Annotated in this window: 10 protein-coding genes; all 10 read left to right on the top strand. The window is 47.7% G+C overall.

What is annotated here, in order from left to right; all coding sequences use genetic code 11:
• The first annotated feature begins 18 nt into the window (after positions 1 to 18).
• Positions 19 to 1,890, top strand: a complete 1,872-nt coding sequence (locus tag J3P35_RS12840) for a DNA topoisomerase IV subunit B (protein WP_210464984.1) — start codon at positions 19 to 21, stop codon at positions 1,888 to 1,890.
• Positions 1,883 to 4,630, top strand: coding sequence for a DNA gyrase/topoisomerase IV subunit A (locus J3P35_RS12835; protein ID WP_210464983.1), 2,748 nt, complete (start codon positions 1,883 to 1,885; stop codon positions 4,628 to 4,630). Before J3P35_RS12840 ends, J3P35_RS12835 begins: the two co-directional genes overlap by 8 nt.
• A 66-nt stretch (positions 4,631 to 4,696) precedes the next feature.
• Positions 4,697 to 5,485, top strand: coding sequence for a hypothetical protein (locus J3P35_RS12830; RefSeq protein WP_210464982.1), 789 nt, complete (start codon positions 4,697 to 4,699; stop codon positions 5,483 to 5,485).
• A gap of 291 nt (positions 5,486 to 5,776) precedes the next feature.
• Positions 5,777 to 8,251, top strand: a complete 2,475-nt coding sequence (locus J3P35_RS12825; protein ID WP_210464981.1) for a DUF5686 family protein — start codon at positions 5,777 to 5,779, stop codon at positions 8,249 to 8,251.
• Positions 8,252 to 8,430: 179 nt separating this feature from the next.
• Entirely contained in the window at positions 8,431 to 9,423 is a 993-nt protein-coding gene (locus J3P35_RS12820) for a tetratricopeptide repeat protein (protein WP_210464980.1), read from the top strand.
• A 49-nt stretch (positions 9,424 to 9,472) separates the two neighbouring features.
• On the top strand, positions 9,473 to 11,410 hold the full coding sequence (thrS, locus tag J3P35_RS12815; RefSeq protein WP_210464979.1) for a threonine--tRNA ligase: 1,938 nt from the start codon (positions 9,473 to 9,475) through the stop codon (positions 11,408 to 11,410).
• A gap of 111 nt (positions 11,411 to 11,521) precedes the next feature.
• The gene (gene infC, locus J3P35_RS12810) at positions 11,522 to 12,052 is read left to right on the top strand and encodes a translation initiation factor IF-3 (protein WP_223808873.1); all 531 of its coding nucleotides are present in this window, start codon (positions 11,522 to 11,524) and stop codon (positions 12,050 to 12,052) included.
• Between the two features lie 24 nt (positions 12,053 to 12,076).
• A complete protein-coding gene (gene rpmI / locus J3P35_RS12805; protein WP_066622245.1) occupies positions 12,077 to 12,271 on the top strand; it encodes a 50S ribosomal protein L35 in 195 nt (64 codons plus the stop codon).
• Between the two features lie 84 nt (positions 12,272 to 12,355).
• Entirely contained in the window at positions 12,356 to 12,700 is a 345-nt protein-coding gene (gene rplT / locus J3P35_RS12800) for a 50S ribosomal protein L20 (protein ID WP_149091147.1), read from the top strand.
• A gap of 1,054 nt (positions 12,701 to 13,754) precedes the next feature.
• Entirely contained in the window at positions 13,755 to 16,190 is a 2,436-nt protein-coding gene (locus J3P35_RS22205) for a carbohydrate-binding protein (RefSeq protein ID WP_210464978.1), read from the top strand.
• Positions 16,191 to 16,962 lie beyond the last annotated feature (772 nt).

Genomic DNA, 16,962 nt, shown 5'->3' with positions numbered 1-16,962 from the left:
TAAACCCTTAAGTTCCCCATGGCTGAACTGACTGATGTTACCTACAACGAGGATAGTATACGGTCGCTTGACTGGCGTGAACACATCCGGCTGCGGCCGGGTATGTACATCGGCAAGTTAGGTGACGGGTCCTCTCCCGATGATGGGATTTACATTCTTGTGAAAGAGGTGATTGACAACTCCATTGATGAACACATGATGGGGTATGGTCGCACCATTGAAGTAAAGATTTCTGACCATAAGGTAGTGGTCCGTGACTACGGCCGGGGTATTCCGCTGGGCAAGGTGATTGACTGCGTGAGCAAGATCAACACCGGTGGTAAGTATGACAGCCGGGCCTTCCAGAAATCGGTGGGTCTGAACGGGGTGGGTACCAAGGCGGTGAACGCATTATCCTCCAGCTTCAGAATCCAATCTGTAAGAGACGGCAAAACCAAAGTGGCCGAGTTTGAGCGCGGCGAACTGGTGAACGATGAGCCCCTACAGGATTCCAATCAGCGCAATGGTACCACCACGGTCTTCGTGCCCGATGATACCATTTTCAAAAACTACCACTTCATCCCGGAGTTCCTGGAAAACCAGATTTGGAATTACGTGTACCTCAACGCCGGCCTTACCATTCACTTCAACGGCCAGAAATACCTGTCTGAGAATGGTCTTAAAGACCTGTTGAGCCGGAAGATTGCCGAGGAAAGCATGCGCTACCCCATTATCCACCTGAAAGGCGAGGATATTGAGCTGGCATTAACCCACGGCAACGATTACGGCGAAGAGTATTATTCCTTCGTGAACGGACAGTACACCACCCAAGGCGGTACGCACTTAGCGGCCTACAGAGAGGCCGTGGTGAAAACCGTGCGCGAGTTCTATAAGAAAGACTACGATGCCACCGATATTCGGGGCTCTATTGTAGGCGCCATTGCTATCCGCGTTCAGGAGCCAGTTTTCGAAAGTCAGACCAAAACCAAGTTGGGCTCCATCAACGTGGGACCGGACGGCCCGACTGTGCGCAACTTTGTGAACGACTTTGTGAAGGAGCACCTGGACAACTACCTGCACAAAAATCCAACGGTAGCCGAAGCCCTGCGCAAGCGGATAGAGCAGAGTGAGCGCGAGCGCAAAGACATGGCCGGCATCAAGAAGCTGGCCAACCAACGCGCTAAAAAAGCGAACCTGCACAACAAAAAACTGCGTGACTGCCGCTTCCACTTCGGCGAAAGCAAGGAACTGGAGAAAGAGGCGCTCACCACCTTGTTCATCACCGAGGGTGACTCGGCTTCAGGATCTATCACCAAGTCCCGAAATGTGGAGTTGGAGGCGGTATTCTCCTTGAGAGGAAAGCCATTGAACTGCTTCGGTTTGAAGAAGAAAGTGGTGTACGAGAACGAGGAATTTAACCTGCTGCAGCACGCCCTCAACATAGAGGAAGGTTTGGAAGGTCTTCGCTACAACCGAGTTGTAGTCGCCACTGATGCCGATGTGGACGGCATGCACATCCGCTTGCTGCTCATGACGTTTTTCCTGCAGTTTTTCCCTGATCTGGTTAAAAACGGTCACTTGTATATTCTGGAGACGCCGCTCTTCAGGGTAAGGAACAAGAAGGAAACCATCTACTGCTACAATGAGCAGGAGAAGCAAAACGCCATGCGCAAACTTGGCAAGAACCCTGAAATCACCCGCTTCAAAGGATTAGGTGAGATCTCACCGGAGGAATTCGGGAAGTTCATAGGGGACAACATCCGTCTGGAGCCGGTAATCATGGGTAAGACTGAGCAGAACATACAGAAGATTCTGTCTTATTTCATGGGCAAGAATACACCGGAGCGGCAGCAGTTTATCATTGAGAATCTCAAAATAGAGAAAGATATAGTAGAGGAGGTATATGCTTAACGAAGAATTGGAAAACGAGAACAACCTGGAACTTGATGCGCAACTGGAAGGCGAGGAGACTATCCACGAGATAAGCTCCGTTTCCGGACTGTACGAGAACTGGTTTCTGGATTACGCCTCTTATGTAATTCTGGAGCGAGCCGTTCCTGCCCTGGAAGACGGTTTCAAACCTGTTCAGCGCCGCATCATGCACGCCATGAAGGAAATGGACGATGGTCGTTTCAACAAAGTGGCGAACGTGATTGGGCAGACCATGCAGTACCACCCGCACGGCGACGCTTCCATTGGCGATGCCATCGTGAACCTGGGTCAGAAAGACCTGCTCATTGAAACCCAGGGAAACTGGGGCGATGTGCGCACCGGCGACAGCGCGGCGGCTCCTCGTTACATTGAGGCGCGCTTAACTAAGTTTGCCTTGGATGTGGTGTTTAATGCGCAAACCACCGAATGGCAGCTGAGCTACGACGGACGTAAGAACGAGCCCGTGACTTTGCCGGTAAAATTCCCGCTTTTGCTCGCGCAAGGCGTGGAAGGGATTGCCGTGGGCTTGTCTACCAAGATCATGCCCCACAACTTTCGGGAGCTGATCAAGGGTTCTATTGACGTGCTCAAAGGACGCAAAACTACCTTGCTGCCAGATTTCCCGACGGGTGGCCTTGCCGACTTCACCAACTACAACGGTGGGGGCAGAGGTGGTAAAATCCGTTTAAGGGCTACCATTGAGAAAGTAGACAAATCGCTGCTCATCATCCGTGACGTGCCTTACGGTACCACCACCACGGCGTTGATGGATTCCATTGTAAAAGCGAGTGAAAACAACAAGATCAAGATCAAGAAAGTGGTGGACAACACTGCGGCCGAGGTGGAGATCCAGGTGCACATTCCGCCGGGGATTTCGCCTGACCTGACCATTGATGCGCTGTACGCTTTCACCGATTGCGAGGTCTCTATATCGCCCAACACCTGCGTCATCATTGATGACAAGCCACGTTTCCTGAATGTGGATGAACTGTTGCGCATGTCAACGGTGAAAACCGTTCGGTTACTGGAGCGTGAGCTCGAGATCCGGATGGGTGAACTGGAAGACAAGTGGCACAACTCCTCGCTGGAGAAGATCTTCATAGAGAACCGCATCTACCGTGACATTGAAGAGTGTGAGACCTGGGAAGCCGTGCTGGAAGCCATTGACAAAGGTCTGGAACCGCACAAGCCATTGCTCCGCCGCGAGGTGACGCAGGATGATATCATCCGCCTGACCGAGATCAAGATCAAGCGTATTTCCAAGTTCGACTCCTTCAAAGCTGACGAGTACATCAAGAAACTGGAAGCTGAAATGGCTGAGGTTGCCGATAACCTGGCTAACCTTGTGCGTTACGCCATCAGCTATTTTGAGGGTCTTTTGGCCAAATACGGCAAAGGCAAAGAGCGCAAGACGCAGATCAGAACCTTTGATGTGGTGTCTGCCCAAAAAGTTGCGGTGGCCAACCAGAAGCTTTACGTGAATCGCAAAGACGGTTTCGTGGGCTATGGCCTCAAGAAAGATGAATTCGTGTGTGACTGCTCTGACATGGACGACATCATTGCCATCCGGAAGGACGGTAAGTTCATGGTGTCTAAGATCAGTGACAAGATCTTCATGGGCAAAGACATCATCCATGTTGGCGTGTACAACAAGAATGATGAGCACATGGTCTACAACATGATCTACGTAGATGGCAAGACCGGCATCTCGTTCGCCAAGCGTTTCGCGGTGACCTCCATTACCCGTGATAAGGAATATGACCTTACTAAAGGCGAAAAGAACTCCAAAGTGGTGTATCTGACGGCTAACCCTAACTCAGAGTCTGAGTTGGTGAGCATCACCTTACAACCGGCCAGCACCGCCCGCGTGAAGCAGTTTGACTTTGATTTCGCAGAATTGCTCATTAAAGGCAAAGGCTCGCAAGGCAACATAGTGACGAAGCATCCGATCAAGAAAGTAGTGCAGAAAGCCCTGGGTGAGTCTACCCGAGGTGGACGCGAAATCTACTACGATGAGGTTATCGGGCGTTTGAACACCGAGAACCGTGGTCGCTACTTAGGGTCATTCAATACCGATGACTCAATTCTGGTCATCTTCAAGGATGGTTCATATGAGCTGACTTCCTTTGAACTGTCTAATCACTATGATGTGCCTAACATAGAGGTGATCCATAAGTTCTCACCGGAGTTGGTGGTATCTGCCGTGTACACCGAGGGAGAAACCAAGGTGACCTACGTGAAGCGCTTCGTGGTGGAGACCAGCACTATGGGCAAACGGTTTGCCTTCATCCCGGAAACAAAGGGCTCTAAATTACTGGCTGCAACGGTGCATCCGGAACCTAAAGCAGAGATTAAGCTGCAGCGTGACAAGAAGTCTGATAAAGAGACAGAAACCTTGTTGCTCAGTGACTTCATTGATGTGAAAGGATGGCGTGCTATGGGCAACAAACTTAATTACTTCAAGATTTTTGGGGTAAGTATCCAAAAAGAGGAAGAAGCAGAGCAAGTGAAGCCTAAAACTGGTACTAAAATAATAAAAGCGGTTAGGGTAGAACCCAAAATAATACAAGAACAACCAGCCTCCTTTGCATCAGGAGACCAGGTGGTCCTTGAAATAAATAACTTGGAACCTGTATTGAATTTGGACGTAGATAACGAACAAACAGGGGATCTACTTAAACCAGTGAAGCCGCCCAAAAAACAGTTGAACCTGTTTTAGGACTTTTTAAAAGTAATTTGTAGATTACCCTTACGTTGGACTAATAAGTAAATCTGGGGGAGTTGTATGCAAAGGACTTTTAGACTCGTTATATTCCTGATCACACTCATAAGTTTTCCGAACCTGGCTGCCCTAGCAGGTGGCTTAGGTTCGGAAAAACTACTATGGGAAGCAAATCAGTTATTCAGGGAGTTCAAGGACGTAGAAGCCCTTGAGAAATATGAACTGTTGCTTTCCTCTAATCCTGATTTACCAGAGGCCTTGACCAAGGCCAGCATTGTCTGCGGTCGTATTGGCAGCAGATTCCCCGATGACACCCATAAGGGCCTTTATTTCCAGAAAGCCTTCGCCTTTGCTCAGAGAGCCCTGCAGGTAGACAGCCTCTCCGCCGAGCCCAATTACGTGATGGCGCTTTCCCTGAGCAATCTTTGTCAGACGGTATCCATGAAAGACCGGATGGTACAACTAACCCAGATCAAAACCTTTAATGACAAAGCCTTAGCCAAGGACCCCAAATTGGCAGGTGCCTGGCACTTAAAGGGCCGCTGGGCTTTCAAAGTAGCCAACCTATCCTTTGCCGAGCGATCTGCCAACCGGTTGCTCACCCAATTGCCTTTGCCCACCGCATCAAACGAACTTGCTATACAGGCTTTCACCAAAGCCATAGAACTGGAGCCTTCCAATCTGCTGTATTACTATGACCTGGCCCGTGTGCAGCTGGAGGCAGAACTCAATAGTGAGAGCGTGGCTACTTTACAGCGTGCGCTAGATCAAAAGCTGGTAACTACAGAAGACCTGGAACTTAGCAGAAAATGTAAAATCCTGCTCCAGGAAATCTTAAAGGTAAGGTCTTAGTTAAGCACCTGTCATTTAAAGCACCAAATAGCCGCGGCAGCCTTGATGAAGGCTGCCGCGGCTATTTGGTGCTTTTGCGTTTTAGGGCTGATTTCAAAAAAATAGACTAAAAGCTGATCAAGAATAGGGGTTTTTAAATATAAGCTGTCTTCTATTTGAAAGCTTATAAGGTGTAGCGTTTGCTTCTTCTAAATCTTTCCCGAATTCAATTCAGAATGCCAAAATTTAAATAGGGCAAATTGAATATAAAGCTTGCCAAATTTTTTATATTAGGGAATCAATTTTCTAAGGGTGAGAAACATACTAATCTGTATTCTGCTGCTACTTGGCTTACGGACAGCGCATGCCCAGACCTCCCCATTGGTGGGGAAAGTCATTGACGCGGAAAGCAAGAAACCCCTTGATTATGTCACGGTGCACCTGCAGTCCGCCAAGGTGCCTGTTTTTACCGATGAAGCCGGCCAGTACATTATCCGGAAATTCACCCTGACTGACACAATAACCTTCACGTTGCTGGGGTACTTGCCGGTGGTAAAATCAGCTAAAGAGTTGATGAACAACGGGGATATTGCCTTGGAGCGGCATAGTATTTCCATCCAGGAGATAGTGGTCCGGCCTAAAGAAAATCCGGCTTATAAAATTGTGCGCGCGGCCGCCAGGAACAAACACCTTTACCTGCCCGAAAACCAGGATGCCATCCAGTTTGGGACTTATACCCTTATGAAAGGCAGTATTCTGGAGCGGGAGGCCACAGATAAAAAGAAAGGCTTTTCTAAGAGATATGCGCCGTTCCTGGACAGCCTCACGCTGAGTGACGCACCTTCCCGTACGGCTTCTTTGCCCATCTTCCAGTCAGAGACGGTGAAAGAGACCTTCTTTAGCCGGAACCCTAAAAAATCTAAGGAGATTTTGAAAGCCAGCAAGGTGGCAGGGGTGGGCATTGAGAAGGAAAGCCAGATTGCCCAGTTGTTGAATGCCCAGGCCGAGCATTTCTCGCTTAACCAGAACTGGATGCGCATGTTTGACAAAGACTTTGTGAGTCCTATCTCTAACCAGTGGGCCCCTTACTATGACTATGACCTGGAAGACAGCATAGAGACGGCTACCGGTAAAGTGTACCGCATCAAGATACTACCTAAACGCTCACAGGACCTCACCTTTGAAGGTACCATGTGGATTACCGACGGCACATTCTCACTTCGCCGCATAGAACTGCGGCTGAACAAAGACGTGGCCCTCAACTTTGTCAAAAACCTGCAGATTGTACAGGCCTGGGATGAGGAGAAGCCTTCTTTGTTACCATTGTCGAGTAAGCGCAAGTTCCAGATCACCGGCCTGCCGGGTACCGATGTACGCCTTTTTGTAGAGACCATCACTACTTATACCGACCTGGTGCTGGGACAACCCAAGCCTGAGGAGTTCTTTGACATGACCCACCAGATCAGCGATTCTGCCCTCAAGCACAAAGACGATTACTGGCAGGAAATGCGTCCCCAGGCTTTCTCACCCGAGGAGCAAAAAAGGCTGGAGTCCATAGCCCAGATAAACAAACTTCCCCAAATCCAGAGTGCCGTTAAGATCATCCGGGTGGCAGTGGAAGGGCACATGCCTCTCAATGACAAATTTGAGTGGGGACCAGTGTTCGGGACCTACGTGTACAACAAGGTAGAAGGGCACCGGGTACAGTTCGGCGGCCGCACCACGCAGGAATTTCACCCTAACTGGATCTTGAATGGCTACGTGGGCTACGGCACCAAAGATGAATCATTCAAAAGTCTGTTCAATATCAGATACATCGCTAATCGCCAAAGATGGACCGAGTGGGGGGTAAGTTACCTCAATGATGTGGGGCCCGCCTCCATGGACCTGAACAATAGTCAGCTGAACAGTCTTTTCTTTTCGGCGTTCAGGTGGGGTAAGATGAATTTCCCGTACCAGCAGGAGCGGATGCAAATGTGGGCCGAGCGGGAATGGCTGCCTGGTTTCCGGCAGCGGGTAACTTTCCGGCATACCACTTACCGTCCAGCCTTTGATACCAAGCCCTTGAGTGGGAAAAACGATGTCTCCAAGTACGACGGCTTCAGCACTACAGATGTGACCCTGAGCCTGCGATACGCCTCTGTCAAAAAGGTCCTGATCAGGCACTATGAGAAAATTCCCATCGCTAATTCCACGGCACCTATTGTGGGGCTAGACTTATCTGCTGGGCTGAGCGGACTGATGAATTCTGACCTCACTTATCAGGAGGTTTCTTTGTCGGTGGAGCAGCGGGTGCGGGCGGGCATCTTCGGGTATGGGCGGTATTACCTAAGGGCGGGCAAGACCTTCACCAAAGTACCGTTGCCTTTGCTGCAGGTACCCATCGGGAATGAAACCCCGTTTTTCATCCTGCAAGGCTATAACCTCATGCCTTTCTTCTCCTTTGCCACAGATGAATATGTCTCCTTGCGGTATGACCACCATTTTGAAGGGGCCTTCTCCCTCACCAACCGATTGCCGTTGCTGAAGAAAACCAAATTGTTGCTGGTGGCAGGTGGCACGGTGCTTTACGGCCGGCTAACGGATAAGAACAAGCCCACTGAGGATGCGGCCGCGACTGATAGAGTTAATTTCCGCAGCCTTGGGAAAGACCCTTACGCCGAGGTGAACGTGGGTTTCAAGAACATCTTTCAGTTGCTGCGGGTGGATCTGGTGCACCGATTGACCTACAAAGAACTGGATTCTCCGTTGTGGGGCGTGCGTCTGTCAGTATCCGTGAACCCTTAGGGTTTTGGCCTGTTTATAGAAAATAGGTGCTAAAACACAGCAGAACTAAACTGGAAATGGTACCTTCGCTGCATTATCTATTTATGTACCTGATTTTCCGCATGCGTATTTCTTTTTGGCTTTTATGGTTGGGCTTTGGTTTTCTCGCGGCCTGCTCCCAGAAAACTTCAGAAGAAAGAATGTTCAATCCCCAGCGGGTGGATAGCAGCGTACTTACCCAGATAAACGAAATCACCAGGGCATTGGACCAAAGGAGTCCGCAACCGGAGTGGTATGTGAAACGGGCCAAACTGTACCTGGCAATAGACAAAGTGCAACCTGCTTTCAAGGACCTCAGCACTGCCACCACCATGGACCCCGCGCTGGGAGAAGCATACTTCTGGAAAGCCAAAATCCTTATTGGTCGCAAGGAGTACCAGGAGGCCATGAAGATGATGATGCAGGCCAATGCCTTCAACTTTTACTCCCCTGAATCGGAGGCCATTCTGGCGGAGACTTACGTGGGTTTGAAGCTGTATGACAGGGCCCTGGGTCATAGCAGTAAAGCCATCAGATTAAGTCCGGGAGAGGCAAAGTACTATGTATTGCTGGCTAAGGCCCAGGCCGGCACTGGAGACACCACCCGTGCGCTATATAACCTTAGCCGCGCATTAATTAGGGATTCTGTGTCCTTGCCGGCTTACCGGGAACTAAGTGCTATTTACACCGCCAGGGGTTTGTATGAGAATGCCATTCCGTTGGTCCAGGTGGGTGTGAAGAAGCAACCTAGGAATGGGTTCTGGTGGCAACAGCTGGGGCAATATTACCTTAACCACAATCTTACTGACACGGCGTTGGCCTGTTTCAGCCGCGCCATCAATTTCCAACCCGAGAATCCGGAAGGCTACGCTGGCCTGGGCGAGGCTTGGTACAAGAAAAGACAGTACAGTACGGCCTTGCCGCAGCTACTAAAAGCACAGGAACTGGGCCTGAAACTTACGGAGCATAATCGCTGGATTTTGGCATCCTGCCTGGAGTGGACAGGCCAGAAAGCAGCAGCCAGACCGCATTACGCATTTTTAGTCAGAAAATATCCGCAGAACCGGCGCTATAGTGTAGCTTTGCAGCGCATCAACCGGCCCGTGCCGCAACGACCAATGATGGATACTTTGCGCGCCGTATCTGTTTTTTAGCTATTTTGCCGGAAACTGTGCTAAAACGAAGAAGTTTATATCTTTATATATGATCAACATTACCTTACCAGACGGTTCGGTCCGTGAATACCAGGAGGGAGTAACCGGTATAGAGATTGCCGCCTCCATCAGTGAAGGATTAGCCCGCAACGTATTGGCCGTGAAAGTAAACGGTCAGGTGTGGGACTTAACGCGCCCTATTACTGAGGATGCTAATATCCAACTGTTGACCTGGAACGATGACGAAGGCAAGGCTACCTACTGGCATTCCTCGGCCCACTTAATGGCTGAGGCGCTGGAGGCTTTATACCCTGGTGTGAAACTGGGAATTGGCCCCGCCATTGAGAATGGTTTCTACTATGACATTGACCTGGGCGACGACAGAAGCCTTTCTCAGGAAGACTTTCCGGCTATTGAGCAGAAAATGCTGGAGCTGGCCCGTCAGAAAAGCGAGTACGTGCGCCAGCCTATCAGCAAAGCCGATGCGATTGCTTACTTCACCGAGAAAAACGATCCTTACAAATTGGATTTGTTGGAAAGATTGGAGGACGGGTCCATCACCTTCTATACCCAGGGCAATTTCACAGATCTTTGCCGCGGGCCGCACATCCCTAACACCGGTTTTATAAAGGCTGCCAAACTCATGAACGTGGCCGGCGCTTACTGGCGCGGCGATGAGAAGAGCAAGCAATTAACCCGGGTATACGCCATCACTTTCCCTAAGCAGAAAGAACTTGCTGAGTACCTGGAGCGCCTGGAGGAAGCTAAACGCCGTGACCACCGGAAGTTGGGCAAAGAAATGGAGCTGTTCGCTTTCTCTGAGAAGGTGGGCATGGGTTTACCGCTGTGGCTGCCCAAAGGCACCATGCTGCGCGAGCGCCTGGAGCAATTCATGCGCAAAGCCCAGATGAAAGCCGGTTACCAGCCCGTAGTAACCCCGCACATCGGGGCCAAAGAACTGTATGTGACTTCTGGCCACTACGAGAAATACGGCGCAGATTCATTTCAGCCCATCAAGACGCCCAACGAGAACGAGGAGTTCTTCCTGAAACCCATGAACTGCCCGCACCACTGCGAGATCTACAAGACCCGTCCAAGGTCTTACAAAGAGCTCCCGGTGCGTCTAGCCGAGTTTGGGACCGTGTACCGTTACGAGCAAAGCGGTGAGTTGCATGGCTTAACCCGCGTTCGGGGCTTTACCCAGGATGATGCCCACATCTTCTGCCGCCCAGACCAGGTGAAGGAAGAGTTCACCAAAGTAATTGACCTAGTGCTGTACGTATTCAAGGCTTTGGGCTTTGAGAACTACACTGCCCAAATTTCTTTGCGCGACCCAGAGAACAAAGCCAAATACATTGGTTCTGATGAGCTGTGGGAGAAAGCCGAGCGCGCCATTATTGAAGCAGCCACGGAGAAAGGCCTGCCAACTGTAACTGAGTTGGGCGAAGCTGCGTTCTACGGACCTAAGCTGGACTTCATGGTGAAAGACGCTTTGGGCCGTAAGTGGCAGCTGGGAACCATCCAGGTAGACTACAACCTGCCAGAGCGTTTTGACCTGGAATACATCGGGGCTGATAACGAGAAACACCGTCCGGTAATGATTCACCGGGCTCCGTTTGGCTCACTGGAGCGCTTTGTGGCGGTATTAATTGAGCACTGCGGCGGAAACTTCCCGCTGTGGCTCAGCCCAGATCAGGTGGCAATTCTGCCTATTTCTGAAAAATACCATGAATACGCCCACAAGGTGAACGCCCAACTCGCTGAGCAGGACATCAGAGGATACATTGATACCCGCGATGAAAAAATTGGCCGGAAGATACGTGATGCGGAAGTGAGTAAAGTGCCCTACATGATCATTGTAGGCGAAAAAGAGCAGGAAAACGAGATTGTCTCTGTGCGGAAACACGGCTTAGGCGACATGGGAACTTTACGCGTAGATGCCTTTGTTGACAATTTCCGAGCCGTATTGGCAGAATTGCTTAATTAAAATATTAGGTAAATACTTTTAATTTACAGGGAAAAAGGCGATATTCGCACCCTGATTGTACAACCTTAAACTTTAGGAGGTAAAACTATTTCTACGAATAACAAACGCTACGTGCCACGTGGCAAGGTCGAAGAACCTTATCGTATCAATCAGCGCATCACCGGCGTCCGTGACGTTCGGGTAGTGGGGGAGAACGTGGAGCCAGGTGTATACAGCATAGACCAAGCCCGCCGTCTTGCAACGGAACAGAATCTGGACTTGGTGGAGATTTCTCCAAAAGCAGATCCGCCGGTTTGCCGTATTATTGATTACTCTAAGTTCAAGTACGAGCAAAAGAAGAAACAGCGGGAGATGAAGGCTAAAACCACTAAGGTGGTGATGAAAGAAATCAGATTCGGTCCTAACACCGATGACCACGATTTCGAGTTCAAGCTGAAGCATGCCCGTCAGTTCTTAGGCGAAGGTGCAAAAGTGAAGGCGTACGTGCACTTTGTAGGCCGTACAATTGTCTTTAAAGAACGCGGTGAGCTTCTTTTGCTTAAATTTGCCCAGGCGCTGGAAGACGTAGCAAAAGTAGAGCAACTGCCTAAACTGGAAGGGAAACGGATGTTTCTGTTCCTGGGACCAAAAGTGAAAAAATAACAGTACACTTTTATATACACCCAAATGCCAAAGATGAAAAGCAAATCAGGGGCTAAGAAGCGATTCACCCTGACAGGTACTGGCAAAGTGAAGCGCAAGCACGCTTACAAGAGCCACATCCTGACCAAAAAGACCACCAAGCAGAAGAGAAATCTGACCCACACAGGTTTAGTGAGCGAAGCTGACCAGGCCAACGTGTTGAGAATGCTTGCGTCTTAACTACATTCAATTTTTCCAATTGTTTCATCGGGAACTGGTAACTAAGAATTAAACCGAGATCACCAGCCCCAAAAAAAAGTAGAAATGCCTAGATCGGTCAACACCGTGGCGGCCCGCCACAAGAGAAAGAGAATTATGAAAATGGCCAAAGGTTACTTTGGTCGTAGAAAAAACGTTTGGACAGTAGCCAAAAACGCGGTTGAGAAAGGTTTGCTTTATGCTTACCGCGATAGAAAAGCGAAGAAAAGAGACTTCCGTGCTCTTTGGATCCAGCGTATCAATGCTGCAGCCCGTATCAACGGCCTGTCTTATTCCCAGTTAATGGGCGGTTTGAAAAAAGCCAACATCAACCTGAACCGCAAAGTTTTGGCTGACTTAGCTTTGAACCATCCAGAAGCTTTCACCGGAATTGTTGAGAAAGTAAGATAAGCTTTCCTGCTCATAACCTTTGAAAAGCCCAGCCTCCGCTGGGCTTTTTTTGTGCCTTATCTTTCCGGCATCTTCAAGCCCCTTTAAAGCCTTCGCTATTTAAGCCATGCTTTCCCTTCACCAGGGGCTTAACTACATCCCCTACGTCTACAAGGCCTTTGTCCATAGCAGCTGTTTTTAGCCTGAAAAAATCAAAAGCCTTCCCGAAGCAGATAGATCAGATTCAACCTCCTGCAGATTCCATGTTCTTTCTCTTATCCCTAAAGCTGAGAATAGGAGAGGGGAAAATGAAAGGTACAGGTTGCAGCACAACTAATTATCCAACTTCCTATTGCAGAAGCGAAGGCTTAAGTCAAAGACCTGTGGCGAAAGCTGTGACTTCCGCAGGGAAAAGAGCTTGGCAGCTCAAAAGCTTTTATCAAGGTTGAAGGTGGGGAAGTGGCTTATCAAAATTCCCCCGCTTGTATTACAGGTTTGGTTTAAATTCTTGCGCCTTAACGTATTTATACTCAGGGGTTTAATGGATTAATTAAAATATAGATATTCAACTAATAGTGGTAAAGTTCTAATTATTGTCTGTTCGAAGAAATTTTTTTTTCAATAAAAATTTGAGCACATCCAGATAATATTCTAAAGCTTAAAAAGAAGCCCCAAAACCATACAAAATTTAGTCTAATTACCCTTTATTAAAGTTGGTACAACTAAATTGTTGTTAATGTACAAAAATTGCTTTTTTGTACATTAACCGGCAAAATAATTTACCTAATTTGGTTTACGACTGTACTAATTATAGTTAAAATGTATGTATCTACTTTTAAATTAGGCACATAGTAGATGTTTAATATTAAGAATGTTTTATACGAGGTTTGTTTTAAAAAGGTTTTGAATTAGTTTTGAAATATAGCAGCTGCTTATCCCCGCCCCAAATTACCTGACCCTTTATTAACTTTAACTTAGAAAAATGAAATTAGGTCTTTACCGCTCCCTGCTCTTTCTATGTCTATGGATTAGTTCTCTCTCAGTATTTGCACAACAGCCCACCGCTAACGAAAGCGTGAAACCCTATAATGCTCCTTTTGGATTTGGCGCGAATATGGGTGTCTTCGGGAATGGTTGGAATGACAAAAGCATCGCTACTATTGTGAGCAAAGCCGGGGGGAATTCCATTCGCCCCACCTTACCAGAAAGTTTTGTGGAGAGATGGGGATACGCCATCCGCCTGAATGAATTCAAGTATTACGCCATTGACTTAGGAATGAAGGATGTGACTGTTTTCCTGGAAGGTCCTTCAGAAGCCCACCGCGATCTCACTACTTATCCGGGCTGTACCTATTCCTCTAAGTCCTTCAAGAATCTTTATGAGCCCATCTGGAATTCAGATGGTACTGTAAACTCAAATAACTACTACGCCAATTACGTATACAAGCTGGTTCAGACCTACGGACCCTATGTAAAGAACTGGGAAGTAGTGAATGAGCCAGACTTAGGTTCTGCCACCCGGTCTAACTGGCTTACCCGCGCTCCTTTACCCAATGAGATGTCAAACTTCAGGGCTCCTTTTTTCAACTACCTCCGGATGCTGCGCATTACCTGGGAAGTGGTGAAGAAATACAATCCAGATGATTTCGTGACCCCAGGTGGTATTGGATACCCTGAGTTCCTGGATGCCATGTTGCGCTACACCGATAACCCTAATGGCGGTGCGGTGTCTAGCCAGTACCCTCATAAAGCAGGAGCTTATTTTGACATGGTGAGCTACCACGTATATCCCGCTCATAACCTCCGTAAATGGGATAGCAATGTTGGAGGCTTTGTGTACCTGCACAACTCTGACTACGCGGCCGCCCAGGTAATCACCCATAAAAACTGGTTAGAGGCCGTTTTGATAAAATACGGCTATAACGGATCTACCTACCCCAAGAAGCATTTCATTGTAACGGAGACCAATATTAACCGCCGGACCATTGACTGGCGCTACGGCTCTGATGACATGCAGCGTAATTTCGGTATTAAGGCCATGGTGTTGGCGCAGAAGAACGGAATCAAGCAGATCCAAATTTACGGGGTAGGAGAAGCCATGAATGCTCCGGCCGCCGGAACAAGCATTACAAGCGATTATAAACTGATGGGCCTTTATGAAAACCTTTCCAGAGATGCCTATGGATATGAAAAGCTGGCTCCGGTGGGAAAAGGTTTTAAGACCACCTCTTTGCTCATTAGAGATTATACCTATGACGCCGGCCGTACCGCTGCTCTGAACTTGCCTGCCTCAGTAGAAGGCGGGGCATTTGTGAAGAATGGTGAATACGTGTATGTTCTTTGGGCTAAAAACCCTAATGACAAAACAGAAACTTACACCCAGCCTTACTCTTTCCCGGCAGGTTTGAATATTTCCAAAGTAGACCGTTACGAGTGGGATTTCTACGCAACTGGTAAGTTCACCCAGCAAGCCTCTACCGGGCTAACCTTGAATACCACGCCATCTTTCTTTAAGGGCATCTCCGGTACTTCCACAGGGTTGAAGACTCAAACTATCACATTCCCAGCTATAGAGTCTAAAGTATTTGGTACGGCTCCTTTTTACCTGCAGGCAACTGCCTCTTCTGGGCTAACCGTGAGTTTCAAAGTGGTTTCTGGTCCGGCTACCTTAAGCGGTACCACCCTGACTTTAACCGGTACTGGTACGGTAACGGTACAAGCCTTGCAGGGTGGGAATACCTCCTATAGCTCGGCTACCCCAGTAAGCCAGAGCTTCACAGTAACTTCCTCCACTTCAACCCCTATCAACTCTATTTCTATCCCAACCATCAGAATTGAAGCCGAAAAATACACAAGCATGAGCGGTGTTTATGTAGAAGGTTGCAAAGACACGGGCGGTGGGTATGACGTTGGAAGAATTGACGCCGGAGATTGGATGAAGTACGGCGTGACGGTAAGTACCGCAGGAATTTACAATATAAGTTTTAGGACCGCCGGTACGGGCGCTGGTCAGTTTGAGATTAGAAACAGCAGTGGAGCCGTTTTGAAGACTGTTGACGTGGCTCCTACCGGAGGGTGGCAGACCTGGAAGACCACTTCTACCCAGGTTGCTCTGGCAGCAGGAACCCAGACTATCCAGATCTACGTGAAAAAGGCTGGCTGGAACTTCAACTGGATTGAACTGGGCGGATCTGGTTCTACTACCCAGGCATCTACTATCTCTGATGGAGGTCTTACTTCTTTGAACGAGAATGCCTTCACCCAGACCTGGTCAGTGTTTCCTAACCCAACCATTGACAGAGTTCAGGTACGGGTAGGTTCACAAGTGGAAGGAACTGTGCAAATAGATTTGATTGATACGGCAGGAAGAACCATCAAGCAAATGTCTGTTATTAAAGGAACTAAGGAAATCACCCAAACTGTATCCCTGGAGAACTTAACCAGCGGTCTGTACTTCATCCGCCTTAGAGGAAACGGGGTAAACGAAGTTAAAAAGGTGATCAAGCAGTAAACTTTCGTTTAAAGCAGCGCTTTAAACCTCCTTTGAGAAAAACGCACTTAAAACTATAATACACTAATAGAAAAAGGCCGGAGCTTTTGCCCCGGCCTTTTTAGTTGTTTAAAGATGGTTCAATTTAGAACCCTTATCTATGTATGATATGGGTAATGAGCTTTAGCTACTTGTTCTTATAACATTATCTACAAAATTTTTATAAGAGTAAATAATAGTATCGCTCAACTGAGAGAAGAGTATAGAGAGTAGCTTGGGTTAATTCAATTAAGATGACCTAAATAAACATATTCATTCCTTTTAAAAATGTACCTTTATTATGCTTTTGAACCTTAAGAATCTTATAAAGTAAACTAATATTATGGTCTATTGCCTAGTACCTTATAGATATAATGAAATAAAAAAGGATCTTTATTTGAATTGTTTTTTAGTGATGGTTTATACTCTTCAAATGATCCTTTTTTTGGCATCCAAGTTGGTAATAAGTAAATTTTTCTTCAATGAAAATTGAATGAAAAATGGGGGATATACCTCAAATATTAAGCTAAAAGAAATTAAGCTACTTTTCAAAATATACCTTATTTACATATTTTCATTTTATGCAATGAGTTAACTCCTTATTCTTATAAGAAGTCAACAATAAGCAATTCATAACTAGGTTAAAGACTTGCATATTTCTAAATCAATGTTGGACAGGCTAGAATTAATGTTCGATTCTGCCTATGCATGATTCTGCTTATTATTCTGAAATGAATTCTTACAAATTACTTTT

Origin of the sequence: Rufibacter roseolus (genome assembly GCF_017916365.1) — a bacterium.
GTDB lineage: Bacteria > Bacteroidota > Bacteroidia > Cytophagales > Hymenobacteraceae > Nibribacter > Nibribacter roseolus.
The sequence above is the reverse complement of the archived record's forward strand: the minus strand, read 5'-3'. Positions and strand labels throughout refer to the sequence as shown.